22 protein-coding genes are annotated in these 23931 nt (G+C 54.5%); 11 read left to right on the forward strand and 11 right to left on the reverse strand.

Annotated features, from left to right (window positions below; all coding sequences use genetic code 11):
• Window position 1: 1 nt before the first annotated feature.
• The 6 genes from P3B99_000880 to P3B99_000905 all read right to left on the reverse strand — a co-directional run bounded on the left by P3B99_000880 (window position 2) and on the right by P3B99_000905 (window position 6057).
• The gene (locus P3B99_000880; GenBank protein WYJ07682.1) at window positions 2-1078 is read right to left on the reverse strand and encodes an aldose epimerase family protein; all 1077 of its coding nucleotides are present in this window, start codon (window positions 1076-1078) and stop codon (window positions 2-4) included.
• Between the two features lie 608 nt (window positions 1079-1686).
• Window positions 1687-2169 (reverse strand): hypothetical protein, encoded by a 483-nt coding sequence (locus tag P3B99_000885; protein ID WYJ07683.1) that lies wholly within the window; start codon window positions 2167-2169, stop codon window positions 1687-1689.
• A gap of 54 nt (window positions 2170-2223) precedes the next feature.
• Window positions 2224-2610: an ACT domain-containing protein gene (locus P3B99_000890; protein WYJ07684.1), complete on the reverse strand. Its 387-nt coding sequence runs from the start codon at window positions 2608-2610 to the stop codon at window positions 2224-2226.
• Between the two features lie 15 nt (window positions 2611-2625).
• Window positions 2626-3957, reverse strand: a complete 1332-nt coding sequence (locus tag P3B99_000895; GenBank protein ID WYJ07685.1) for a phenylacetate--CoA ligase — start codon at window positions 3955-3957, stop codon at window positions 2626-2628.
• Between the two features lie 24 nt (window positions 3958-3981).
• Window positions 3982-4458, reverse strand: a complete 477-nt coding sequence (locus tag P3B99_000900; GenBank protein ID WYJ07686.1) for a 2-oxoacid:acceptor oxidoreductase family protein — start codon at window positions 4456-4458, stop codon at window positions 3982-3984.
• Window positions 4459-4461: 3 nt separating this feature from the next.
• A complete protein-coding gene (locus tag P3B99_000905) occupies window positions 4462-6057 on the reverse strand; it encodes an indolepyruvate ferredoxin oxidoreductase subunit alpha (GenBank protein ID WYJ07687.1) in 1596 nt (531 codons plus the stop codon).
• A gap of 192 nt (window positions 6058-6249) precedes the next feature.
• On the opposite strand from P3B99_000905, the gene htpG reads away from it, so the two are divergent.
• The 3 genes from htpG to P3B99_000920 all read left to right on the forward strand — a co-directional run bounded on the left by htpG (window position 6250) and on the right by P3B99_000920 (window position 10480).
• Entirely contained in the window at window positions 6250-8076 is a 1827-nt protein-coding gene (gene htpG, locus P3B99_000910) for a molecular chaperone HtpG (protein ID WYJ07688.1), read from the forward strand.
• Window positions 8077-8294: 218 nt separating this feature from the next.
• A complete protein-coding gene (locus tag P3B99_000915) occupies window positions 8295-9860 on the forward strand; it encodes a hypothetical protein (GenBank protein ID WYJ07689.1) in 1566 nt (521 codons plus the stop codon).
• A 95-nt stretch (window positions 9861-9955) separates the two neighbouring features.
• The gene (locus P3B99_000920) at window positions 9956-10480 is read left to right on the forward strand and encodes a nitroreductase family protein (protein WYJ07690.1); all 525 of its coding nucleotides are present in this window, start codon (window positions 9956-9958) and stop codon (window positions 10478-10480) included.
• Between the two features lie 456 nt (window positions 10481-10936).
• Here P3B99_000920 and P3B99_000925 read toward each other — a convergent pair whose 3' ends face one another.
• Window positions 10937-11800 carry a cation diffusion facilitator family transporter gene (locus tag P3B99_000925; GenBank protein WYJ07691.1) on the reverse strand — a complete coding sequence of 288 codons (864 nt, stop codon included), beginning with the start codon at window positions 11798-11800 and terminating at the stop codon, window positions 10937-10939.
• A 105-nt stretch (window positions 11801-11905) separates the two neighbouring features.
• Between P3B99_000925 and P3B99_000930 the strand changes: the two genes are divergently transcribed.
• A complete protein-coding gene (locus P3B99_000930) occupies window positions 11906-12559 on the forward strand; it encodes a phosphopantothenoylcysteine decarboxylase (GenBank protein ID WYJ07692.1) in 654 nt (217 codons plus the stop codon).
• 78 nt (window positions 12560-12637) lie between these two features.
• Here P3B99_000930 and P3B99_000935 read toward each other — a convergent pair whose 3' ends face one another.
• From P3B99_000935 to scpB, 3 genes are read right to left on the reverse strand one after another with little or no spacing between them, the layout of a single operon-like run.
• Window positions 12638-12895, reverse strand: a complete 258-nt coding sequence (locus P3B99_000935; GenBank protein ID WYJ07693.1) for a DUF167 domain-containing protein — start codon at window positions 12893-12895, stop codon at window positions 12638-12640.
• Window positions 12895-13956 (reverse strand): prephenate dehydratase, encoded by a 1062-nt coding sequence (pheA, locus tag P3B99_000940; protein ID WYJ07694.1) that lies wholly within the window; start codon window positions 13954-13956, stop codon window positions 12895-12897. Before pheA ends, P3B99_000935 begins: the two co-directional genes overlap by 1 nt.
• An 11-nt stretch (window positions 13957-13967) precedes the next feature.
• Window positions 13968-14891, reverse strand: a complete 924-nt coding sequence (gene scpB, locus P3B99_000945) for an SMC-Scp complex subunit ScpB (GenBank protein ID WYJ07695.1) — start codon at window positions 14889-14891, stop codon at window positions 13968-13970.
• A 154-nt stretch (window positions 14892-15045) separates the two neighbouring features.
• Here scpB and ilvD point away from each other — a divergent pair, with 154 nt between their 5' ends.
• Window positions 15046-16884: a dihydroxy-acid dehydratase gene (gene ilvD, locus P3B99_000950; protein ID WYJ07696.1), complete on the forward strand. Its 1839-nt coding sequence runs from the start codon at window positions 15046-15048 to the stop codon at window positions 16882-16884.
• 1 nt (window position 16885) lies between these two features.
• Entirely contained in the window at window positions 16886-17758 is an 873-nt protein-coding gene (locus P3B99_000955) for a YicC/YloC family endoribonuclease (protein WYJ07697.1), read from the forward strand.
• A gap of 53 nt (window positions 17759-17811) precedes the next feature.
• On the opposite strand, the gene P3B99_000960 is transcribed toward P3B99_000955, so the two are convergent.
• On the reverse strand, window positions 17812-18117 hold the full coding sequence (locus tag P3B99_000960) for a hypothetical protein (GenBank protein WYJ07698.1): 306 nt from the start codon (window positions 18115-18117) through the stop codon (window positions 17812-17814).
• 138 nt (window positions 18118-18255) lie between these two features.
• Here P3B99_000960 and rpmI point away from each other — a divergent pair, with 138 nt between their 5' ends.
• The 5 genes from rpmI (at window position 18256) to pheS (ending at window position 23919) form a co-directional block, all read left to right on the forward strand.
• On the forward strand, window positions 18256-18447 hold the full coding sequence (rpmI, locus tag P3B99_000965; protein WYJ07699.1) for a 50S ribosomal protein L35: 192 nt from the start codon (window positions 18256-18258) through the stop codon (window positions 18445-18447).
• Window positions 18448-18528: 81 nt separating this feature from the next.
• Entirely contained in the window at window positions 18529-18888 is a 360-nt protein-coding gene (gene rplT / locus P3B99_000970) for a 50S ribosomal protein L20 (protein WYJ07700.1), read from the forward strand.
• 142 nt (window positions 18889-19030) lie between these two features.
• On the forward strand, window positions 19031-20041 hold the full coding sequence (locus tag P3B99_000975) for a hypothetical protein (protein WYJ07701.1): 1011 nt from the start codon (window positions 19031-19033) through the stop codon (window positions 20039-20041).
• Between the two features lie 152 nt (window positions 20042-20193).
• Entirely contained in the window at window positions 20194-22704 is a 2511-nt protein-coding gene (locus P3B99_000980) for a glycoside hydrolase domain-containing protein (GenBank protein WYJ07702.1), read from the forward strand.
• A gap of 168 nt (window positions 22705-22872) precedes the next feature.
• Complete coding sequence (gene pheS / locus P3B99_000985; protein ID WYJ07703.1) at window positions 22873-23919, forward strand: phenylalanine--tRNA ligase subunit alpha; 1047 nt, start codon at window positions 22873-22875, stop codon at window positions 23917-23919.
• Window positions 23920-23931 lie beyond the last annotated feature (12 nt).

Below are 23931 nucleotides of genomic sequence, written 5' to 3' on the forward strand. Positions count from 1 at the left end.
TTTAGCGTGCCGAAAATGCGTAGCGGCAGACGTGTTTGTAAACCCGCCCCTTTTTCAGAACTGTCGACGGAAAATCCGGCTGGTTCGGGCTGTCGGGGAAGTGCTGCGTTTCGAGCGCGAAAGTACCCCTGAATGCGTACGGTCTGCCGCTTTTGCCGATTTCGCCGTCGAAGAAATTTCCGCCGTAAAACTGCATTGCAGGCTCTGTCGTAAAGACCGACAAAACGCGCCCCGAAACGGGGTCGAAAACCTCGGCGGCGAAGTCGAGCGCGCCCTCCGCGGATTTGTTCAAAACCCAGTTGTGGTCGTAGCCGTTGCCGCGCTTCAGCTGGATGTCGACGCACCCCAAACGCGAGCCTATTACCGTCGGGCGCGTGAAGTCGAACGGCGTGCCCGCAACGTCCATAAGCTCGCCCGTGGGAATCATATTTTCGTCGATAGGCGTAATGCGCGAAGCGTCGATTGTCATAACGTGGTCGTTGATGTCGCCGACGCCCTCGCCGTGCAGATTGAAGAACGAATGGTGCGTAAGGTTTACGATTGTGTCGCCGTCGCTTGTCGCGGTGTGGACTACTTCAAAGGCGTCGTCGTCGGTAAGGCGGTATGTCATATCGACGGCGAGCGTTGCGGGATAGCCTTCGTCGCCGTCGGGCGAGAGAAGGCGGAATTTTATTTCCGATTCGTCCGCCGAAACGACGTCCCAAACTTTCATATCGAAGCCTTTGAAACCGCCGTGAAGCGAATTTTCGCCGTTGTTTACGGGCAGCTGATACGCCTTTCCTCCGAGCGAAAACCTGCCCTTTGCGATGCGGTTGCCGAAACGCCCGATTGTCGCGCCAAGAAAACGCTCGCCCTTGTAGTTTACGTATTCGTCGAGCGTTTTGTGCCCGAGCACAACATCGGCAAATTCGCCGTTCCTGTCGCGGACAAAGAGTTCGACCACGCGCGCGCCGAAGTTTGTGACCGACATTTCGGTGCCGTTTTTGTTTTTCAAAATGTAAAGCCCGACCTTTTTCGAATCTATTTGCGCGTCGAAATCGGCTGGGTTGAGTTTGCTGAATTGTTTTTTCCGCTGCATTAAAAGAGTTGAATACCCTTTTGACGTGTTTTGCGAGAAAAAAAACTCCTTTCGCGGTCGGAGTTTGCATTTCTCGCAGAAGTTGGAAATAATGGCAGAAAAGCGCGGGGTAGGGCTGTTGTCCTTTCTCCAACGCAAACATTCTTTTAACCATTGTTCCGATGGAAATCGTCGGTGAATACGCCAAACTTTGCGCTTTTCTTAATGATAAATCTTGTGCGATACGTTTGAATTGAGCATATTGGCGCGGAATTGGCGCGATTGCTGCTCATAACCCGTTAGAAAAGTGCGATAAGCCCCACGATTGAGTCAAAAAGGGGCGGTTTTTAGCTTATAATAGACAGACTGTTTAATAATATTTTCGCTATTTGCCGCGATTTTCAACCCAACAAACGCCTTCATAACTAATTTATATTACGTTTGTTATGTTTATTTTCGCAGGCCGGACACGCGAAACAAAACCCAAGCGCTTTTCGATTTTCACGAATTAGACATAATATATATTGTGCGACAAATTTGTTCGGCGGAGTTTGATTTATTATGCGCTTTTTTGGTGCGGCTTTCTTTGCAACGCGCTTTGTGTTGGCGCGTTTTTCAATAATTGCCGTTTAGAATTTGATAACATATTTTTTCAGGTCTTTGCGCTGGTCGGAGCTATATGAGTATATTTTAAGTAGCGACGTTGCAAACCATGCGGCGAATCCGATTCCCGTAAAAATCCACGGCGTCATTGTGCCGAGCACTTTTATCGGGTTCGGGTCTACCGCGTTTATTATCATGAAATTGAACGAAATCACCGCCATGGTGAAGTCTATTGCGAGCATTATGCCCAAGTCGAAAAAGCTCACGCGTTTTATGAAGTCGCCGCGTTTCGACACTATATGGTCGCCAAAATAGCTCAGCCATGCGAACGGTCCGACCAGCACGATGTCCGTCAGGAAAAGCGCGAGCGACATGAACATTTTATAGCCGTCCAGAAAAGCCTTGCGGAACGACAGGCTCACTTCGGGATATTGTTCGGCGACAAGCCTCAAATTCTCGTCGCTCGTGAAGTTAATATATGTCAGCGCAAAAAACGAAACGCCGAGCAACGCCCAAAAAAGTTTGCGCGTTATGCCTGCCGGTTTTCGATTTTGCGCCGCCATTTAGCCGAAAATGCGCTCCGCCGCGTCGATATCCTTAAACGACATCACCATTACGGGCTTGTCGTTTACGGGGCGCGTCATTGCGTACATATATTCCACATTCAGCCCGACTTCCGACGCCTTTCTGAGGATTTTCGAGAGTTCGCCGGGTTTGTCTTCAACTTCTATTGCAAGCACTTCGACGAGTTTTGCAAAAAATCCGTTATCTTTGAGCGTACGCGCCGCTTTTTCGGGGTCGTCCACGATTGCGCGGACAATTCCGTAATCTTTTGTTTCCGAGATTGTTATGGTGTGGAGATTAATGTCCGCCTCGGCGAGCGTCTTGCAGACTCTTTCAAGGTGTCCGGGGGTGTTTTCCAAGAATACGGATATTTGTTTTATTCTCATGTCGGGTTTTCCTTTCTAAATTTTTCGGTTGTCGATGACTCTTTTCGCCTTGCCGTCGGAGCGCGGGATTTTATTGGGTTCGACAATTTTCACTTCGATTTTGATTCCGACTATGTTTGCAATCGACGTTTTGATTTTCTTGCGGAGCGCGTCTAGCTCCGAAACGCTGTCGGCGTAGTATTTTTCGTCTACTTCCACTTCGACCGTCACGGTGTCGAGGTCTTTTTCCCTGTCGAGAATGATTCTGTAATTCGGCGTGCATTCCTCGACCCTCATCAGCGCGACTTCGATTTGCGACGGGAACACGTTTACGCCGCGGATGATGAACATGTCGTCGCTTCTGCGCCCTATTCTGCGAATGCGTCGGAGCGTTCTGCCGCATTTGCACGGCATGGTGATAATCGACGTAATGTCGTGGGTGCGGTAGCGGAGAATCGGCATCGCCCTCTTCGCCAATGTCGTGAGGACAAGCTCGCCCTCTTCGCCGTCGGGGAGCGGTTCGCCCGTTTCGGGATCTACGATTTCGGGGTAGTAGTTATCCTCCAAAATGTGGAGACCGTTCTGTTCGGAGCACTCGCAGCCGACGCCGGGGCCCGTGATTTCGGAGAGTCCGTAGATGTCGTGCGCGACGACGTTCGTGTTTTTCTGAATGAAATTGCGCATTTGCTCCGACCACGGCTCCGCGCCGAAAACGCCGTGCGAAAGCGGCAGTTTTTTCATGTCGATTCCGTATTTTGGCGCGACTTCAATCAAGTGGATAAAGTAGCTTGGCGTGCAGCAGATTGCGGTTGTGCCGAAGTCGCGCATAATCATGAGCTGGCGTTCGGTGTTGCCCGTCGATGCGGGGATAACCGTGCAGCCGAGTTTTTCCGCGCCGCCGTGCGCGCCCAGACCTCCCGTAAAGAGCCCGTAGCCGTAGCAGATTTGGACGAAGTCTCCCCTATTGATTCCGCTCATGAGCAGGCAGCGCATGACGGAGGTTTTCCAAACGTCCATGTCGTCTTCGGTGTAGCCTACGACAATCGGCTTGCCCGTCGTGCCGCTCGATGCGTGCAGCCTCACGACCTCGTTTGTGGGGACTGCGAAAAGTCCGTATGGATATGTGTCGCGGAGGTCGGTTTTCTGTGTAAACGGAAGCTTCGATATGTCGTCGATGGACTTGATGTCGGACGGTTTCACGCCCTTTGCATCCATTCTTTCGCGGTAGAGGGCGACGTTTTCATAGGCGTGCTCTACCATCGCCGAGAGCCTTTGGGACTGGATGAATCTGAGCTGTTCGCGCGGCAGGTAGTCCATCGCGCTTACGGGGTTGAATTTTCCGTTTTTGTCGTTCCAATTTTGAGCCATATGTGTACGGAAATTGTGCTGCTGTTATTTTTTCGAATTGCGCCCGAGCTTGAAGGCCTCCTCGTTTGCATCGCGGAGTTTTTCGGGGAAGAATTTTGCGATTGTTTCAAGCCAGCGGTTTTCGGGAATGTCGAGGTAGTTGCTGAGCACGCCGAGAGCCGCTACGTTTATAGCCTTCGCGCTTTTGAGCTTTGATACGTCGAAGTCGGCGGGCGAAATCACCACGCCGTCGGGCGCGAGCGACGACTTGTGGACGTCAGACCATTCGGGTTCGAGCGACAGCAAAAAGTCAATCTTGCCCTCTCCTATCATCGGGCTTACGACTTTTTTGCCGAAGCGCACGTCGCTTGATATCGAGCCGCCGCGTTGCGACATTCCGTGGACTTCCGCCTTTTTGACGTCGTAGCCCTCTTCGAAAAGCAGTTCGCTGAGAATAAGCGACGCCTTCAAGACGCCCATGCCGCCGAGACCCGCAGTGCGAATGTTTGTAGTTTTTTCCATGGTTTAAGCCTTTTTCATTTTTGCGAGGTTCGCCGCCGCAAGCAGGCAGGGCTGTTTGAGAATAATCAGCGTAAGCTCGTTCGTAGCCAATTTTTCTTCGAGGTAGCTCTTGATTTTTTCGCCGTCGCGCACGGGGTTGAACTCAACCACGTTCTGGACGCCGATTGCCTTTGCGACGTCCGCAATCGAAACCTTGTGCGGCGCGGGTGTGTGGTCGAGCTTTCTGCCCGTTCCGGGGTGTTCCTGTTGGCCTGTCATCGCGGTCGTGGAGTTGTCTACAACCACCACGACGTGCCCCGTTGCGGGCGGATTGTAGACCATTTCGAGAAGCCCCGTGAGACCGCTGTGCATGAAAGTGCTGTCGCCGATAACGCTTACGACTTTCCGCGCCTGCTCTTCGGGAAGGACTTTCCTAAGCCCTATTCCCATGCCGATTGACGCGCCCATGCAAATTTGCAGGTCCATTCCGCTTACGGGGCGCATTGCCGCGAGCGTGTAGCAGCCGATGTCGCCCGAAACTATGCAGTTGAGTTCCACGAGCGGCTTGAAGCTGAAAGCGTGAGGGCAGCCGTTGCAGAGTTGCGGCGGCTTCATTTTGAGAAGGAGCGCGGCGTAGTCTGTCCTGCCCTCTATTTGCGCCTTTGCCCTGTCGGAATTGAATTCGCCGAAACGCCACACTTCGTCGCGCGGCTCGACGTTTGCGCCGCCCGCAAGCAGCAGTGTAGACATGTAGGGGTCGCCCTCTTCCACCACTACGCAACGCTTGTATTTTTTCGTAAATTCGGCGATTTTCTTTACGGGAAGCGGGTTCGAGAACGAGACTTTGAAGAAGCCCGCGTCGGGAGCCGCCTCCATTGCGTGCTGGAACGCCACGCCGCTTGCGATTATCCCCAGCTCGTCCGACTTGCCCTCGATTATTTTGTTCGGCGATTCGCCGGACTCGTTCCACGCGAGCATGTCGGCGTGCTTCTTGCGGAGGCGTCTGTGCGCGGGCTTTGCGTGCCCGGGGACCATGACGTGCACTGTGATGTCTTTTGCGTAGTTCGCGGGGTGGATGTCTTCAACCGCGTCGAGGTCGTACGAAACAACCGTATTGCTGTGGGCAATGCGTGTTGTGGTTCTAATGATGAACGGAATCCCCCATTTGCGGGAAAGTTTGAACGCAAGGCGCGTGAGGTCGTAGGCCTCCTGCGAGTCGGCGGGTTCGAGGACGGGGAGTCCGCCCGCGTATGCAAGCGAGCGGGTATCCTGCTCGTTTTGGCTCGACGCCATTCCTGGGTCGTCTGCTACGACCGCTACAAACGCGCCCTGAACGCCGCTGTATGATGCCGTAAAGAACAGGTCTTGGGCTACATTGAAGCCGACGTGCTTCATTGTTACCATGGAATTTGCCTCCGCAAAAGCCGCTCCCAGCGCGACTTCCGCGGCAACTTTTTCGTTCGGCGCCCATTCGGCGTTTCCGCCGAGCAGGGAAAAGTTTTCGAGAATTTCGGTCGATGGCGTTCCGGGGTAGCCCACTCCGAGGGCGCAACCCGCGTGGCGTGCGGCGAGGGCTATTGCCTCGTTTCCGCTCAAAAGTTTCTTTACGATATTTGACATACTTTACGGATAATCCGACTTTTCGCGGAAATATTCAACATCATTTTCCCGATTTCGGAAAAATTTTTGTCTTTTGTTCTTTAAAAAACGCGAAGCTGTCCGATAATTCACAATTAAACACGGGGCGCGCGCGGGTCGGGAACAATCCGCGACGCTTGCATATTTTCAAAAAACAAAACACTATAATAATATATGGACTACAAATTCAAAGCGGAAGTAAAACAGGTACTGGACATCGTCGTAAACTCGCTCTACACCGACAGGGAAATCTTCGTCAGGGAGCTTGTCTCGAACGCCGCAGACGCTTCCGAAAAACTGCGCTTCACCAAACTTTCCTCAGGCGGGAAAATCGCCGACGACGAGCTTAAAATCACCCTCTCGACCGACGAAAAGGCGAACACTTTCACAATCGAAGACCGCGGCATAGGCATGACCTCCGAAGAGCTTGTCGCGAACCTCGGAACAATCGCGCATTCAGGCTCGAAGGCGTTTTTGCAGGCTCTCAAAGAAAACAAGAGCGACTTGTCGGAAGGGCTTATCGGGCAGTTCGGCGTGGGCTTTTACAGCGTATTCATGGTTGCCGACAAGGTTGACGTCTACACGAAAAGCGAAAACGGCGGCGGACTCCACTGGTCGTGCGCGGGCGACGAGAACTTCACGATTGAAGACTTTGACAAGCCCGAACGCGGCACGAAAATAGTCGCGACCCTCAAAAAGGAATACTCCGAATTTTCAAAGCCCGCGCGAATCAAGGAGATTGTCGAAAAGTACAGCGCGTACGTCGATTTCCCGATTTACTTCGGCGAAGAGAAAATCAAGACGATGCAGGCAATCTGGCTCAAAGCGAAGTCGGACATCACCCCCGAACAGTACGAAGACTTCTACAAATTCCAGACCCACTCTTTCGACAAGCCCATCGACTGGCTGCACTTCAAGGCGGACGCGCCCGTAGAGCTTAACGCGCTAATCTACATTCCCAACGAAAATCCCGAACGCCTCGGCTTCGGGAAAAGCAAGTGCGAAGTCTCTCTGTACTGCAAAAAGGTTCTGATTGACTCCGAACCCAAGAACCTCTTTCCCGAATGGCTGCGCTTCGTAAAGGGCGTAATCGACAGCGCCGACATTCCGCTGAACATCTCGCGCGAAAGCATGCAGGACAGCGCGCTTGTCAAAAAGCTCGGGCGCGTGGTTCTCAAACGCTTCCTTAAACACCTTGCCGACATCGCCAAAAAGGACACCGCCAAGTACGACATGTTCTTCAAGAAATTCGGCGTGTTCCTCAAAGAGGGAGCGGCGGTCGATTTCGAAAACCGTACAGAACTAACAAAGCTGCTTCGCTTCGAGTCGAGCCTCTACGCCGACGGAACGAAAGTGTCTCTCGACGACTACGTTTCGAGAATGAAAGACGGCCAGACGGAAATCTACTACGCGTGCGGCGCGGACAGGAAAACGATTGAAAGCGCGCCGTACATCGAGGCGTTCGCCGCCCGCGGGCTTGAAGTGCTCTACCTCTACGAGCCTATCGACACTTTCCTTGTGGGCAACCTCGGAAGCTACTCCGAAAAGCCGTTCGCAAGCGTTGATTCCGACGTAAAACTCGGCGACGCGCCCAAGCCCGCCGACGGAGAGGCAATCCCCGAAGAAGCCCTGAAATCGCTCAAAGACTGGATTAAATCAACCCTCGGCGACACAAAGGTCGAATCGGTTTCGAGCGGCGAAAGGCTTGTAGAAAGCCCTGTTGCGGCAATCAATACCGACGGCATCACGCCGCAAATGCGCATGATGTTGAAGGCGATGAACCCCGACAATCCCCTCCCCGCCCCCGCGGTGAAGCTTGAAATCAACCCGCGCAGCGACGTAATCAAGAACCTCGAAACTCTGAGGAACGCCGACGAGCCGCTCGCAAAGCTCGTTCTCGAACAGCTTTACGACAACGCGCTGCTCGCGGCGGGGCTTCTTGAAAATCCGCGAGCGATGGCAAAGCGCATGAACGAAATTCTCGCAAAAGTTAAGGCGTAAAACCCCGCCGCAACTTGTTGCGTTTTAAGGAACGCCCTTCGGAAACGGAGGGCGTTTTTTGCGCGGCAAAAGGCGGGGCAAATGTGCGTTTGTTTAAAAAAGTCAAAATAGTCCAAGAATCGGAGGATAAAGAACAAAGCGAATGTCGGATTTCCCTTGCTTATACAAACTTTTGTTTTTATTGTATTATAAATAACGAAAAGGAGAAAACCACATCAATGAAAAAATACCTCATACTATCATGCGCGCTTGCGGCGTCCTCCGCTTTCGCCGCAACTGTAACAATAAACGGTTCGGCGGTCTCGGGCGAGGCGCAACATAACAGCGTTGTCAGCTCGAACCCGGGCGACGACGTTGTTTTATCGGTAGACGAAACGCTCAAAAACTACCACTTCTTCGGCAAAAAAGACAACACCATGAAGTCAATGTCGTCCACTGCGTCGTACATACACTTCTTCGGGCCCTATCAAAACGGCGCGAACAGCGGCATTATCGACATTGCCGCGGAATCTGGCGAGGCCGACGCAATGAACTTTGCGGGCAAGTTCTACATGAACCTCGCAAACCTTAAGATTACAAATTCGGTCGGCGGAAAAAACGCCACGGCGAATTTGAAATTCGACATCTTTGAATTATGGAGCATGGCGATCGCGCCGAACAACCAAATCCAAAGCATTTCGTTCGAAAACGTCAAGGCTAGCGTAACGACGGCGAACGGCGCGATCATAGGCTCTACCGGCTACAATTATACGCCGAATGCTGCGTCGATAAACGTGGCGGCAAATGCCGAGGTTGCGTGGAACGGCGCGCAAACAGTCGAGCAGAACGGCATAATAAACGTTATGGGCTCGTATACAAACGCGGGCGCGCTGACTTTGAAAAAAGGCGGTCAGACCATCGTCGATAGCGGCGCGACCTACAACATCAACGCAGGCGGCACGATAGCGGGTAGCATTACGACAAGCGGCACGCTCAACGTCGCGGGCGGCACGACGTTCTCGAACGGCTCTAGCATCGACGTCATCGACGGCAACGTTGTTTTTGCCGACGACACAAAGTTCGGAACAACCGCCGCTATCAATATTTCGGGCGGCACGGTTACCGCGACAAAAGACCTCGAATTCGGCTCTATTATCAGCACGGGCGGCAAGCTCGTACAGACGACCGGCGACGGCATTAAAATCATCGGCAACTCGACGCTGTCCGACAACGGCGTTTGGGATATCAAAAACAAAGTTCAGGTAAACGGCGGCGCTTCGTTCACGCTCGACAACAGCAACCTGAATTTGTCCGGCACAAACCAGCGTTTCATTCTCGTCAACGACGGCACAATCACGCTCAACCAGATGTACAAAACCTCGCGGGCGGGCGGAGCTATTCCGATTGTGTTTACGGGCACGAAATCGGGCACTTTGATTATCGGCGGCGACATTTCGTTGGAGTTCATCAACAACATAAACGACAAAGTTGCTAACATCGTTCTCGCAAACGAAGACGCGGTGCTGAGGCTCGTTTCGGTTGACGACACGCTGAAATTCAAGAACGACAACGGCTTGGCTATCTTCAATTTCAGGGAAAACGCGATTTTTGTCGGCGATAGCGCGACCGAATCCGAACTTGCGCTCGTCAAGCTCTATTCGGGCATGGACGATTCGAGCTACATCGGAACGGCGAAACTTGTGAACGGCTGGCTGACGGCGGCTATCCCCGAACCCGCCGAATGGGCGGCGATTTTCGGCGGCATTGCGCTGGCGATTGCGGTCTACCGCAGAAGAAGGGCATAACTCCTTTTTTTCATAAGATAGTATTGGCGTCGCCCGATTTTCGGGCGGCGTTTTTTGTTGCATGGCGCAAAATTTTTCCGATAAACTCGTCTATTATGAAAAAGGATACAGCCGTTTTTACCAGACGCTCCGTCAGAGCCTACGACTCGTCGAAGCGCGTTTCGAAAGAGCAAATCGAAGACATTTTGGACGCCGCAATGCACGCGCCGTCGGCGATGAACAAACAGCCGTGGCGTTTTGTTGTGGCGACCGAAGACTCGGTCTTGGACGCCCTCACGAAAGCGCACCCCTACTGCGAGTCGGTCAAAGACGCGCATTCCGCGATAATCGTTTGCGGCGACTTGGACGAACAGTTCTCAACCCCCTGCGGCGGCTACTACGAGTACGACTGCTCCGCCGCCGCGCAGAACATTTTGATACGCGCAAAAGAGCTAGGGCTCGGCACGTGCTGGTGCGGTGTTGCGCCCGAAAAGGAGCGCATGGAGGCTATCCGCAGGCTTTTCGGAATGCCGAAAAACATAGCGCCGATGGCGTTGATAATTCTCGGCTATCCAGCGGAGTCGCCTGAGCTTGACGCCCCGCGCTACACCCCCGCCAAAGTCCACTGGCAAAAGTGGTGATGAAGCTTGGCGGATTCCCCAAGCTTTTCTTGGGCTTGTGAAGCTGGCGGATAAATGCGTTTCGCTTGTTGCGGCTTGGTCACGTACGCAAGTACGCTCCCATCGCCTCACTGCGCAAAGCCGCATTTCTTCGCTCAGCTTGACAAGCCTAAGCAGCGCGGCTGTGCCGCGCATGGAGTTTTTTAAACTTGTTAGCGGATAGCCGTTTTGCAGGCTGGAGCCTGCACGCCGACGGAGGGGGTTGCCGCCCCAAAAGGCGGTTTTCGCTACCACGAAAACTTCCGCCTGTTCCCCCACTGCACAGCTGCGCATGGAGTTTTTTGATTAGTATGCGGATTGCCGTTTTGAAAAAATGCTTCCGCATTTTTTGTGGCTTGGTGTTTTGCGGAAGCTTCGAAGAAAAACCGTGGATTAGCGGATACCACAAGCCCAATCGGGACTTGGGCAATATCCAACTTACCATTGAGGTTCGACGTGGACGTTGATTATCGACCTGCCGATGTTCGCCCTCAAAACGCGCTCGACCCGCTCGGAAATTTCGTGCGCCTCAACAATCGAAAGCGACGCGTCAACGTGAATGTTTACGTCTATAACGTACACGTTCCCCGACGCCCTTACACGCAGGTCGTGCGATTTTATCACGCCGTCAACGTCGCCTATGAGCGACGAAACCTTTTCGCGCAGTCCGTCGGGGGCTTTGTCCAAAAGCTCGTCAATCGCCCGCGACGAAAGTTTTATCGAGACCCAAATCACGATTATCGCAACCGCGAGCGCCGCTATTGCGTCCGCCGAATGGAAGCCCAAGAACGAGCCTGCCACGCCGAAAAACACCACCGCCGAGCTCCAAATGTCGGTGGAAAAGTGGAGCGCGTCAGCCTCCAACGCCTGACTTCTGTACTTTTTTGCCGCCTTCATCAGCGCGCGCGAACGCCCCACGTCCACGGCGATTGACGCAATCACAACCGCGAAGCTCCAAAAGCCGACCTCGATTGCGGAGTGCTTTAAAATCAGCCGCGCCACCGCCTCGTAGATAATCCAGCCGCATGTGATAAGCAGAAGCAGAGCCTCTATGAGCGCGGAAAAATTCTCTATCTTGCCGTGTCCGAAATTGTGCTCTTTGTCGGCGGGCTTGTCGGAAAGGCGCACGGCAACCCACGTCACGGCGGCGGCTACCAAATCGAGCGCGGAGTGCAAAGCTTCCGACAAAATGCCCAGGCTGCCCGTCGAAATTGCGACCGCCATTTTCAGCGCGACGAGTGCCGCCGCCGCTCCTACCGAAAGCATCGCCGCCCTGTTTTTTCCCTGTGAGTCCGCCGTCATTTTTAATTCAACATCGTACAATATTGCGCCGTTCGAAGCTGTCGCGCAAGCCGGCATTTTCAAAAAATGCTTTTTTTGAAAAAAATTTCTAGTAGGATTCGCCCCATGAAAAAAATCAGATGTTTGGTGACGGCGGGCCCCACCCGCGAATATTTCGACCCTGTGCGCTTCATTAGCAACCCCTCGACGGGCAAAATGGGCTGCGCCGTAGCCGCCGCCGCCCGCGCCAAAGGCTGGGACACCACCCTTGTGCTCGGACCTTCCGCCCTGCCAGACATCGACGGAGTAAAAACCCTGCGCGTAGTCTCCGCCGCCGACATGTTCGCCGCCTGCGACAAACTCTTCGACTCGTGCGACATTCTGATAATGTCCGCCGCCGTAAGCGACGTGCGCCCCAAAACTGTGCTTTCGCGCAAGGCAAAAAAGGACGAGATAGACCTCAACCCCCAGCTTGAACGCACGCCCGACATTCTGCTCGAATTATCAAAACGCAAAAAAAATCAGATTTTGATAGGCTTTGCCGCCGAAACCCAAAACGTGCTCGAATACGCAAAAGACAAACTCGAACGCAAGAACCTCGACGGCATAGTCGCAAACAACGTCGGTGCGGAGGGCGCGGGCTTCGCCGCCGACACAAACAAAATCGACCTGATTCTGCGCAGCGGCGAAGTTGTAGATTTCCGCAAAGGCTCGAAGTCGGAAGTCGCCGAGCTGCTCGTTTCGTTCCTTTCGGCGCGTTTCTTCAACGAGCCTATTTAACAATCACGCGCTGACGACGGCGCGCAATACTTCCGCCGTCAGCTTCGCCGCGTTTGGATTGACCGACGCAAACGCGCCCTATTCCGCCAAGAGCCTCGCAAGGCAGTTTTCGGAGTCCACTTCCACAAGCTTGTCGCGCGAGGTTTCGCCGCAGACAATGCGCACCGCGCCGCGCCCCACTCCGAGTTTTTTTGACAGAAATTTTACAAGCTCGGCGTTCGCCTTGCCGTCCATCGCCTGCGCCGCGATTTTTATTTTCACGGCGTCTCCGTATGCCCCCGCGCACGCGCTCTTGGGCGCGTTCGGAACAACCTGCACTTTGAAGCGTTCCGCCATCACATCGGGTAGCTGCCGAGCCACTTGACCATCGGGAGCGTCTTTTGCAGTTCGGCGACCGCCGTGCGGACGTTTTCGTCCTCCCAATGCCCCTCGAAATCGAGGAAGAAGTAGTAGTTCCACGCCTTTGTTTTGCTTGGGCGCGACTCGATTCGCGTGAGGTTTATGTTCATGCGGTTGAACGGCAAAAGCATGTCGTAAAGCGCGCCGGGGCGGTCGTTAAGCGAGAGCACGAGGCTTGTTTTGTATTTTACGCCGTCGGTTTTCGGGCAGAATTTTTTGCCCACAATCAGGAAGCGCGTCTGGTTGTTTTTCCTGTCCTGAATGCCGTGTTCGAGAACGGGCACGCCGTAGAAATCGGCGGCTATCGAGCTTGCGACGGCGGCGGTTTCGGGGTTGTCACGGGCAAGTTCGACCGCGGCGGTCGTGCTTTCGACGTATTCTATTTCGACGCTGTGGAGGTTGCGGCGCAGCCACTCGCGGCACTGGCCGATAGCCTGGTCTTTCGAGCAGACTTTGCGGATTGTTTCGAGCGTTCCGCGCGAAATCAGGCAGTGCTCGATTGGCATGTAAACCTGCCCCACTATATATAAAGAGCTGTCGCGGAGCATGTCCATTGAGTGGAAGACCGCGCCCTCTGTCGAATTTTCAATCGGAATGACGCCGTAGTCGGCATCGCCGCTTTCGACCGACGCGAACACGTCGGGAATCGACGGCATTGGGCGGTAGTCTACGCTCGAACCGAAGTTCTTGACCGCCGCCTGCTGCGTGAACGTGGCTTTCGGACCGAGGTATGCGACCATCAGCCGCTTTTCCGCCGAAATGCTCGCCGAAATTATTTCGCGGTAGATTGAGCGCAACGCGGCTTCGTCGATGCGCCCGCCGTTTTTGTCGGAAAGGTTTTTGAACACGAGCGTCTCGCGGCTGGGAACGTAGATTTCCTCGCCGTTTGCCGCCTTCATTTTCCCGATTTCCTTTGCGCACTCAATTCTGTGCGAAAGCAGGTCGAGAATCTGGGTGTCGATAGCGTCTATTTCTTTTCTGATAGCGTCTTTGTCCATCGTAAAAATTCCTATTTGTCGCCGTCGGAGACTTCGAATTCCTCTTCGCTGCCCGCGCTTTCCGCGCCGTCGTAGGAGAAGTGCGTTGCGCCCTCTTTTTGCGGGGTTTCGGATTCCGTTGCGGACGCCTCCGCCGCCGCGTCGGATTCGTTTTCGACTGAATCTGCGGAAGCCTGCGCCTGCGTTGAGACGCTGCGGCTGTTGTGCTCGGCGTCGTTTGAGGGAAGCCCGACGTCCTTTTCGGCGATGTCCGACGGCGAGCTTGCGCGGCGAATCCACTCCGAAATCTGGTTGGGGCTTAGCACGTCGGAGGCTGGCAGCTCTTCGAGCGAGTTTACCCCCGCGTAGTCGAGGAAGTTTTTAGTCGTCGAAAACTGTATCGGACGCCCGGGCAAATCGGCGCGTCCGCTTATGAAAATAAGCTCCTTTTCGGTAAGGCGCGTGATTGCGCTGTCGGCGTTAACCCCGCGGATTGCCTCTATTTCGGCGCGGGTTACGGGCTGTCGGTAGGCGATAATCGCCAGCGTTTCGAGAGCCGCCCGCGTGAGCCTCTGCGGGCGCGGGTCGTTGCGCAAAAGCCGCACCCACTCGGCATAGTCTTTCGAAATGGCGAGCTTGAAGCCCGACGAGCTTTGCAGAAGTCTGCACACGTCGCCGCTTTCCTCCAATTCCGCGGAAATCTCCTCCATCGCCTCGCGGATTTGCGTTGCGGTAAGGAGCGTGGGCACCTGCGCCATGATGTCCTCCATCTCCGACTGCTCGCCCTCCACGAGAGCTTCGGGGACTTCGGGCTGGCCGCCGTTTTTCGCCGCTTTTTTCATGTTTTCGCGCTCGTTGTGGTAGCGCGTGATGACCGCCTGAATATCCTTGATAGTCAGCGCGTCGCTCGTCGAAAAAAGCAGCGCCCGCAGAATCTTTTTTAAGTTGAAAGCCATTTTGATAAATTCTTGCCGTCTCATAATGGATTTTTTCCGCCGTCTTACAACAAAAAATTCTCCGCCCCCTCCGCGCGAAAACTTTTGTTGACGATTCGCCGCTTCGGTGATTTTATCAACGTTAATTTTACAAACAAAAAACCAAAACGCAATTATGCCAGAATATAAATCAAAGAAAAGTTTTAACGGTAGAAACATGGCGGGCGCGCGCGCGCTTTGGCGCGCAACGGGCGTAAAGGAGGAGGATTTCGGCAAGCCGATTATCGCGGTCGTAAATTCCTACACGCAGTTTGTCCCCGGGCACGTCCACCTCGACAAGGTGGGCAAATACGTCTGCGAGCAGGTCGCAAAGGCGGGCGGCATTGCGCGGGAATTCAACACAATCGCAATCGACGACGGCATAGCCATGGGGCACGAGGGCATGCTCTATTCGCTCCCCTCGCGCGAGCTTATCGCCGACAGCGTTGAATACATGTGCACCGCCCACTGCGCCGACGCCATGATTTGCATTTCAAACTGCGACAAAATCACCCCAGGAATGATGATGGCCGCCATGCGCATGAACATTCCCGCGATTTTCGTATCGGGCGGCCCGATGGAAGCGGGCGAGGCAAAACTCTCCGGCGGCGACGACAGAAAGCTCGACCTTATCGACGCGATGATTGCCGGCGCAAACCCCAATGTTTCCGACGCCGACAGCGAACTCATGGAGCGCAACGCGTGCCCCACATGCGGCTCGTGCTCGGGCATGTTCACGGCAAATTCCATGAACTGCCTCATGGAGGCAATCGGGCTTGCCCTCCCCGGAAACGGCACGATTGTCGCAACCCACAAGGCGAGAAAATCGCTTTTCGCAAAGGCGTCGAAACGCATTGTCGAAATGGCGAAAGCCTACTACGAAAAAGACGACACCTCCGTGCTTCCGCGCTCAATCGCAAAGCGCAATTCGTTCATGAACGCAATGAAGCTCGACATCGCAATGGGCGGCAGCACCAACACTGTCCTGCACCTCTTGGCGATTGCCCGCGAGGGAGAGGTAGATTTCTCGATGTCCGACATCGACGCGCTCTCGCGCATCACCCCCTGCATATGCAAAGTAGCCCCCAGCACGCAGAAAGTGCACGTTCAGGACGTCCACCGCGCGGGAGGAATCATGGCGATTATGGGCGAACTCGCGCGGGCGGGGCTTGTAGATATGAGGGCAAAGACAGTCTACGGCAAGACAATCGGCGCGGCGATTAAGGCAAACGACATCATGTCGCCCACATGCTCTTCGACCGCGCGCAAGCTCTACCGCGCAGCCCCAGGAGGCGTCCACAGCATCAAGGCTTGGTCGCAGGATAAATACTACGACGAGCTTGACACCGACCGCGCAAACGGCGCAATCCGCTCCGTCGAGCACGCGTTCAGCAAGGACGGCGGGCTTGCGGTGCTCAAAGGCAACATCGCAAAAGACGGCTGCATTGTAAAAACCGCGGGCGTGGACGAATCCATTCTGAAATTCAGGGGAACGGCGAAAGTGTACGACTCTGAGCAGGACGCAAGCCTTGCAATCCGCAGCGGAAAGGTCGCCCCGGGCGACGTCGTCGTTATCCTCTACGAAGGCCCGCGCGGCGGCCCAGGCATGCAGGAAATGCTCTACCCCACAAGCCACTTGAAGAGCATGGGGCTTGGCAAGGTCTGCGCGCTGCTCACCGACGGCAGATTTTCGGGCGGCACAAGCGGTCTTTCAATCGGACACGCCTCCCCCGAAGCGGCGGACGGCGGCGACATCGCGCTTGTCGAAAACGGCGACATGATTAACATCGACATTCCCGCGCGTACGATTTCCCTCGAAATCTCCGACGCCGAAATGGACGCCCGCCGCGAAAAAATGAAGGCAAAGGGCGACTTGGCGTACAAACCCGTGCGCGACAGAAAAGTCTCAAAGGCGCTCCAATCCTACGCTAAGTCGGTTTCCTCGGCGGCGGACGGCGCGGTGAGAAAGCTCTAATATGAAAAGCATGACGGGCTTCGGCCGCGTAAAAAAACAGTGCGCGGCTTTCGACATCGCAATCGACGTTTCGTCGGTGAACAAAAAGGGCTTCGAGCTTTCCGTGTCGCTCCCGCGCGAGTGGGCGCCCATGGAAAGGCTTTTCGCGCAGTTGCTGAAAAAGTCGGTAGCGCGGGGCAAAGTGTCGGTCTCGGTAAAAATCGAAAAAAAAGACGGCGGAGCGGCGGGCGTTCTCGACGCCGACGCCCTCGCAAAGCCCCTCGCCGACTTCAAGGCGGTTTGCGAAAAACTCGGCGCAAAGTTCGAACCGACGCCCGAATTGCTGCTCAAACTCGGCGAAATGCTCGCCGCAAACGAATCCGCGGCGGACTGGGAGGAAAGCTGGGCGGAAATCGAACCCGCCGCAAACGAGGCGGTCGAAAAGCTCGACGCAATGCGCATAACCGAGGGCGCGGCATTGAAGACGGACCTGAAAGCGAGGCTCGGTACAATCTCGGCTCTGGTCGCCGACGTCGAAAATTCGTCGCGCGGCACGGTGGAAAAATACAGGGAACAGCTCCTGCAAAGGCTCGCAAATTCGGGCTTGCAGCTCGACCCTAACGACGAGCGCGTCTTGAAGGAAATCTGCATTTTTGCCGACAAATGCGACATCTGCGAGGAAATCACGCGGCTCAAAAGCCACATCGCGCAGTTCCTCTCGACTCTCGAAGAGCCAGAAGCCGTCGGACGCAAGATGGACTTCATCTGTCAGGAAATGGGGCGCGAAATCAACACAATCGCAAGCAAGGCAAACTCGCTCGAATTGACGAAACTTGCAATAGACCTCAAAAACGAGCTCGAAAGAATCCGCGAGCAAACCCAAAACGTAGAATAGACAAAACAAAAGCGCAACGCGAACTCGGACACGCTCCAACAACAAAAACGCCGCTACGGCGTTTTTTGCTTTTGCGGAGCTTTCGGCGGCTTTGCGGGTTTGCCGAACTTCGGCGGAGGCGGAGGCGCAGGCGGGAAAGGCTCGCCGCGCTCAGTGCCGATTTCCACCTTTCCGTCAATGTCGGAATACACGGTGCGCTCGATTTTCGAGGGCTTGCGGACATCGACAACATTTCCGCGCGAATCGCGGTAGACCGTGTGCTGGCGGTACGGGTTCGGCGGCAAAACGGCAGTCCCCGCAAGACACATCGACGCCGCAAAAGCGCAGAAAACCGAACATAATAAGCGAATCGATACCATATTTATATACGACAGCCGAAAAATTCCGCCGTTTCGAGATTCGCGGATTTAAAAAAAAATAAAAAACGCAAAAATTTACTTTACAGACGTCGGTTTTCGTATTGAATTCAAAACTTTAATTTTCTTACACAACAAGAAATGCAAAAGACAAAGAAATCCATAGTAAAACGCTTCAAGATTACATCTTCGGGCAAAGTGCTTCGCAGAAGCCCCGGCAAACGCCACCTTCTCAGCGCAAAGTCCATCAAGCAGAAGCGCGCGATGGGGCACGACAAAGAGGTAACTCCCGGCGTCGCCGCCAACGTCAAAAAGGCAATGCCTTTCGCGTAGTAATCTAAAAAGCACAGACAATAACTCGCCGCAAGGGTGAAGGCGACCCCCAGGCAATCAAAAATATAAGGAAATACAAACATGCCAAAAGTGACAACTTCGGTTGCGTCCCGCAAACGCAGACAACGCACATTGAAGGCGGCAAGAGGCTATTTCGGCAATAAGTCCAGACTCTTCCGCTACGCAAAAGACGCCGTGCAACATGCCGGCAAATACGCATATCGCGACAGACGCGTGCGCCGTCGCGAATTCCGCAGCCTCTGGATTACCCGCATCAACGCGGCGTGCCGCGCGGCTGGGCTTAAATACAGCGTATTCATGGCGGGTCTGAAAGCCCTCAATGTCGAGCTTGACAGAAAGCAGCTTTCGGAACTTGCAATTAACGACGAAGCGGCTTTCGCGGTTCTCGTTAAGAAGGTTATCGACTCCGTCAAGAAATAAGTCTTGTAAAAACTTTTTCGAAAAACTCCGAACGATTTGTTCGGAGTTTTTTTGTCGGCTAATTCCACGCCCATTAAACAGTTTACCAAGTTTCAATATTTGGAGGCTTGCGTGCGCCCCCAAGCGACGCCATTATTTAAGCATGAGATTTTTCCTTGCAATGCTCGCCGCGACAACGCTCGCGCAGGCGGCCTCCGTCCGCCCGTGGGACTACCCTCTTTACCTCGACTTCGGCACGCCCGCCGCAAAGCGCGTGAAAGTCGAAATCGAAAATAAAACCGACGCGGATTTTAAAGCCGAACCAGTCCGAATTTCGGCAAAAAAGCTCGGACTCGTCGGCGAAAAAACAAACGCAATAAGGGTCGTCCAAAAAAACGGCAGGGAACTGCTATTCGCGGTCTCGTCGAACGCCGAAAAATTTTCGGGAGAAACGTCCCTCGTACTGCCCGTCGATTGCCCCGCAAAAGGCTCAGCCGAACTCTGGGTATATTACAGCAACCACGACGCGCTCGAAGTGCCCGACTTCTTCATAGAGCCGCGCATGGACGAAAACTTCGACGCCGACGACGGCGCGGCAAACCGCTGGACATACCTGAACAAGCCGAACAAAACAGCCGTCGGAATCTCGACAAAATACTCGCGCAGCGGCAAAAACTCCCTGCGCGCGGCGAGCTGCAAAAAAAGCCCCTACGCGCATAAAATGCCCCTGCGCTTCGACACAAAACGGGCAATAGAAAAACGCGGATTCCCGCGCGAGGGAAGCTTTGCGGCAAACGACACCCTGAAAATTTCGGCATATGTAAAAACCGACGCGCTTAAAGCGGCGAAAAACGGCGGCGCGGGAATCGGCGTCGTCTACACGTTCGGGGACGGGAAATACAAAATAGAAGAATCCGAACTGCTGTCGGACGCGTCGGACTGGACAAAAATTTCGTTCACCTCAAAAATCCCCGCCGACGCGACTTCGGCGTCGCTTGCGGCGGTCGCCAAAATCGGCGCGGGCGAAGCGTTTTTCGACGACATAAAAGTCTCGAAAATCGTCCCCAAAAACAACTACGCCGTAAAAGTTTCGGAGCGCGAAACGCTCGAACTGGCAAAGACGATTCCGCCGAAAAATGGGAAACGGACGACAAAAATTTCAACCTCCGCATAAAAACGTCGTTCTTCAACTTCGGCGAAAAACCGACGGGCGAGGCGGTCGGGATAATCCCGATAAGCATTGCCGCCCGCGGCAATTTCAGACCGTCCGACTACAAAGTATACAAAAACGGAACTGAAGTTCCTCACGCGCTCCTCAACGGCGAAATGCTGGTTTTGCTCGACGGAATCGCGCCGAAAACGGAGGCGGTCTACAACGTCTACATCGCCGAAAACAGGAAGAATATAGAGCCGAAAATCGCGGTTTCAAAACAGGCAAGCTACATTCTTAGCGACCTCGTCTCCGAAATCGACAACGGCTGCGACGCCGCGGGGCTTGCCAAATTGACGGCGTCAAGCGCAAACAAAATCGAGAACGCAAACTTCGAAAAGGGCTTCGACGGCTGGAATTTCCGCTCGCACAAGGGAAGGGAAAACACGGGCGAAATTTCGCTTGTTGACGGCGGCGTTTTCGGCGGCAAGGCGCTTTCGATAAAATTCAACAAAGACATCGCGATTGAGCAAAGCAGGGAGTTCAAATTCCCAGGGGGCGCGTCGTCGGGAAAACACAAATACGCCCGCCAAAAATTCCCCAACCACTGGTTCGGAATCAGGCGGAAAATCGAAACCGAAGCTGGGCGCAAATACATAAACATCGCGTGGGTTAAGGGGCTTGAAGAGTCCGTCTATCAGTCGATTCCGCGAATGGCGGTTTTCAGCGGAGGCAAAAATTCCTACGCCCGCGCGGCAATAAAACCGACCTCCGAATGGAAAGTCAAAAGCTGCACCTACACGGCAAAAGACGGCGACGAAATTTGGATTGACGCATTCGGCGTGAACAAAGCCGACATTCTAATCGACGGGCTTTTCGCTGCGGAATGCATCGACGCCACAAAATTCGAATACCAAGCCCGCGCCGACTTCGAAAAGCCGCGCACAATCGCGTGGAGCGTAAGCCCGATAGTCAAGGTATTCGACTTTTTTGCGCCGCCCGCCGAAAGCGGGGAAGCCGCAATTTCGCTCGCAAAAAACGAACAGGAAAACCTGCAATTTGCCCTGCGCTCTAACGAGCCGTTGCGGCGGCTCGAAATATCGGCGACCACCCCGAAACTCGTCGGCGGAAGCGCGACGCTCGAAGCCCCGACCGTCTCCGTGGCGCGGAATGTCGTGTGCGACGCGCCGAGCCGCTACCAAATCTTCAACGGCGTAAAATTCAACGAACGCTGCGTCCCCCGAAATTCGATGATACAACTCTACCCCGACCCGCTCGTAAGGCAGAATTTCGTCGAACTTTCGCCGAACAAAACGGAGTCGGTGTGGCTGAAATTCGGCGCGGACGAATCCGCGGCAGCAGGCGAATACGAGGGAAAAGTCGAGTTCAAAGACGGCGGCAAAACCGTGCTCGCAGTGCCCTACCGCGTAAGGGTGCGCAACTTCGCAATCCCGAAATCGCCGAGCCTCGGCGCAATTTTCGACTCGCGCGGAAGCGGCTTCAACGGCGGCTGGCGGCAGCCGTTGAAAGCCGCGGGCATAACAAGCAAATTCTACGACATCTCGCAGCTTCAAGAATTCATGGCGCAATACAGAACGTCGATAAACAAGCCGCCGCGAATCAAATTCTACACGAAAGACAGCAAGCTGTCCGCCGATTTTTCGGACTTTGACAAGTTCTGCGAAAACGCGTTCGGCAAACTCGGCACGCGCCTCATGTACCTGCCCAATCCGATGGGTGGTTTCGGCTTCGCAAACCCGATAAACAGGATAAAGCGCGACGACCCCGACGCCAAGCCGATTGCCCCCTACGACGGCGAATACCCCTACGCCGAAGCCGACAAAAAAATCCTGCGCCCCGAATTTGTCGCCGAATTGCAGGCGCAGGCAAAACTCGTCTACAAGCACCTCGACGAAAAGGGGTGGCGCGACCGCTTCCTCTGGTACGTCTGCGACGAACCTCACTGCGACGCCGACGGAATCGCCGACATGACAAAAGCCTATTGCGCGGCGGTCAAGGCGGCCGACCCGAAAGCGCGTCTGTATTCGAGCACTTGGGCGTACATTCCCATGCTCGAAGGCGGAATCAGCGTATGGGGCATAGACATGTCGTCCGACAGAACGCCCGCCGACATCGAAAAAATCGAAAAGCGCGGAGAGGAAAAAGCGTTCACCACCGACGGCAACTACTGCATCAACACGCCCTACTGCGCACAGGAGCGGCTCATTCCGCTCTACTGCTTCGCTGGCGGATTCATCGCGCACGAGTACTGGGGCGTTGACTGGTACACGCGCGACCCGTTCAAATGGGGCTTCCACTACGACAGAATCAGCTCGCCGTCGCCTACCGTGCGCAACAGAACGCGCTACCCCAACGGCGACGGATACTTTGTGTATTCGGGCGAAATCGTCGGGCGCAGCGAAATCTTCCCGTCGGTGAGGTTCGAATCGGTTCGCGACGGACAGGAAGACTACGAATACTTCAAGATTCTCGAAAAGCTCGCCGCAAAAACGGGCGACGCTTCCGCGCAAAAAACGCTCGAAAAAGTGAAGTCGCTCGCGGTCTACCCCAACGCGCGGGGCACGCGCTCGACGGAACTTCTGCCCGACCCCGCAAAGCTCGAAAATTTGCGCGAAGAAGTTGCCGGGCAAATCGAAAGGCTGAACGCCGAAAGCCCGCAAAAGTAGGCGCAAACGCCGCAAAAAAATTCCGTTTCGAAAGTCCGCGGTTTTTCCGCAGACTTTCCCTTTTTATGCGCTCAAAAAATGCTTGCCAAATTCCGCGCTTGAAATTGAATTTACCGCTAATTTGCAAGCATTCGCGCCGAATTTTTCGGACGCGCTAAATATCAATTTATGGAAAACAAAATCAACGAAATTTTGGCGAAGGCGAAAACGTCGCTGCCCGCCGCAAAAACAAAAACGGAAGTCGCAAACATAGGCGCGGCAATCACGGGTCCGAACGGGGAGCTTACGGCTCTGATGAAGCTCATTCCCACGCTCGACAAGGCGGAACGCCCCGCAATGGGCAAGCTCATCAACGCCGCAAAGCGCGAAATTGAACCGTTGATTACCGACGCCTACGCGAGAATCGAAAGCATGGAAATGGTGTCCGCGCTCGGCGAAAAGCCCGACATCTCCCTGCCGAATATCGACACACCGCGCGGGACAATCCACCCGCTCTCGCTGACAATCCGCAAAATTTGCGACATCTTCAAACGCGCGGGCTTCACCGTCGCCGAGGCTACGAACCTCGAAACCGAATGGTTCTGCTTCGACGCGCTCAACACGCCCGCCGACCACCCCGCGCGCGACGCGCAGGACACGCTTTTCATGCCGCGCGAAACGGTCGCAAGCAACGTCGAAAAACACGCCGACGAGCTTTACCTTCTGCGCAGCCACACGTCGTCGGTGCAAATCCGCGCGATGGTAAAGGAGGGCGCACCGATAAGAATCCTAGCCCCCGGCCGCGCGTTCCGCCGCGACACGGTAGACGCGACCCACTCGGCGAACTTCCACCAAATCGAGGGGCTGTACGTAGACAAAAACGTAAAGCTTACCGACCTCAAAGCCGCGCTCGACTACCTCTTCAAAAACCTGTTCGGCTCGTCGGCTAAAACGCGCCTGCGCCCAAGCTTCTTCCCGTTCACAGAACCGAGCTTCGAAGTTGACTTCATGAGCGCGGACATGGGCAAGCTCAGCAACCGCTGGATTGAAATTCTCGGCTGCGGCATGGTAGACCCCAACGTAATCGCGAACGTCGGTCTCGATCCGAAAGTGTACAGCGGCTACGCGTTCGGGCTGGGCGTCGAAAGAATCGCAATGCTCATGCACTCTATAGACGACATACGCCACTTCTACTCGAACGATACGCGTTTCCTCAAACAGTTCGCGTCAAGATAAACAAAGAAAAAT

This window comes from Opitutia bacterium KCR 482, assembly GCA_029269845.2.
In the GTDB taxonomy this organism is placed as follows: domain Bacteria; phylum Verrucomicrobiota; class Verrucomicrobiia; order Opitutales; family Intestinicryptomonadaceae; genus Merdousia.

Bases quoted from the DNA above. Each gene is read 5' to 3' on its own strand.
- htpG (WYJ07688.1), top strand. From the start codon at position 6,250: ATGGACTACAAATTCAAAGCGGAAGTAAAACAGGTACTGGACATCGTC.
- P3B99_000975 (WYJ07701.1), top strand. From the start codon at position 19,031: ATGAGATTTTTCCTTGCAATGCTCGCCGCGACAACGCTCGCGCAGGCG.
- pheA (WYJ07694.1), bottom strand. From the start codon at position 13,956: ATGGACAAAGACGCTATCAGAAAAGAAATAGACGCTATCGACACCCAG.
- P3B99_000935 (WYJ07693.1), bottom strand. From the start codon at position 12,895: ATGGCGGAACGCTTCAAAGTGCAGGTTGTTCCGAACGCGCCCAAGAGC.
- pheS (WYJ07703.1), top strand. From the start codon at position 22,873: ATGGAAAACAAAATCAACGAAATTTTGGCGAAGGCGAAAACGTCGCTG.
- P3B99_000880 (WYJ07682.1), bottom strand. From the start codon at position 1,078: ATGCAGCGGAAAAAACAATTCAGCAAACTCAACCCAGCCGATTTCGAC.
- P3B99_000905 (WYJ07687.1), bottom strand. From the start codon at position 6,057: ATGTCAAATATCGTAAAGAAACTTTTGAGCGGAAACGAGGCAATAGCC.
- scpB (WYJ07695.1), bottom strand. From the start codon at position 14,891: ATGGCTTTCAACTTAAAAAAGATTCTGCGGGCGCTGCTTTTTTCGACG.
- rplT (WYJ07700.1), top strand. From the start codon at position 18,529: ATGCCAAAAGTGACAACTTCGGTTGCGTCCCGCAAACGCAGACAACGC.
- P3B99_000915 (WYJ07689.1), top strand. From the start codon at position 8,295: ATGAAAAAATACCTCATACTATCATGCGCGCTTGCGGCGTCCTCCGCT.
- P3B99_000980 (WYJ07702.1), top strand. From the start codon at position 20,194: ATGCTGGTTTTGCTCGACGGAATCGCGCCGAAAACGGAGGCGGTCTAC.
- P3B99_000960 (WYJ07698.1), bottom strand. From the start codon at position 18,117: ATGGTATCGATTCGCTTATTATGTTCGGTTTTCTGCGCTTTTGCGGCG.
- P3B99_000920 (WYJ07690.1), top strand. From the start codon at position 9,956: ATGAAAAAGGATACAGCCGTTTTTACCAGACGCTCCGTCAGAGCCTAC.
- ilvD (WYJ07696.1), top strand. From the start codon at position 15,046: ATGCCAGAATATAAATCAAAGAAAAGTTTTAACGGTAGAAACATGGCG.
- P3B99_000895 (WYJ07685.1), bottom strand. From the start codon at position 3,957: ATGGCTCAAAATTGGAACGACAAAAACGGAAAATTCAACCCCGTAAGC.
- P3B99_000955 (WYJ07697.1), top strand. From the start codon at position 16,886: ATGAAAAGCATGACGGGCTTCGGCCGCGTAAAAAAACAGTGCGCGGCT.
- P3B99_000890 (WYJ07684.1), bottom strand. From the start codon at position 2,610: ATGAGAATAAAACAAATATCCGTATTCTTGGAAAACACCCCCGGACAC.
- P3B99_000925 (WYJ07691.1), bottom strand. From the start codon at position 11,800: ATGACGGCGGACTCACAGGGAAAAAACAGGGCGGCGATGCTTTCGGTA.
- P3B99_000900 (WYJ07686.1), bottom strand. From the start codon at position 4,458: ATGGAAAAAACTACAAACATTCGCACTGCGGGTCTCGGCGGCATGGGC.
- P3B99_000930 (WYJ07692.1), top strand. From the start codon at position 11,906: ATGAAAAAAATCAGATGTTTGGTGACGGCGGGCCCCACCCGCGAATAT.
- rpmI (WYJ07699.1), top strand. From the start codon at position 18,256: ATGCAAAAGACAAAGAAATCCATAGTAAAACGCTTCAAGATTACATCT.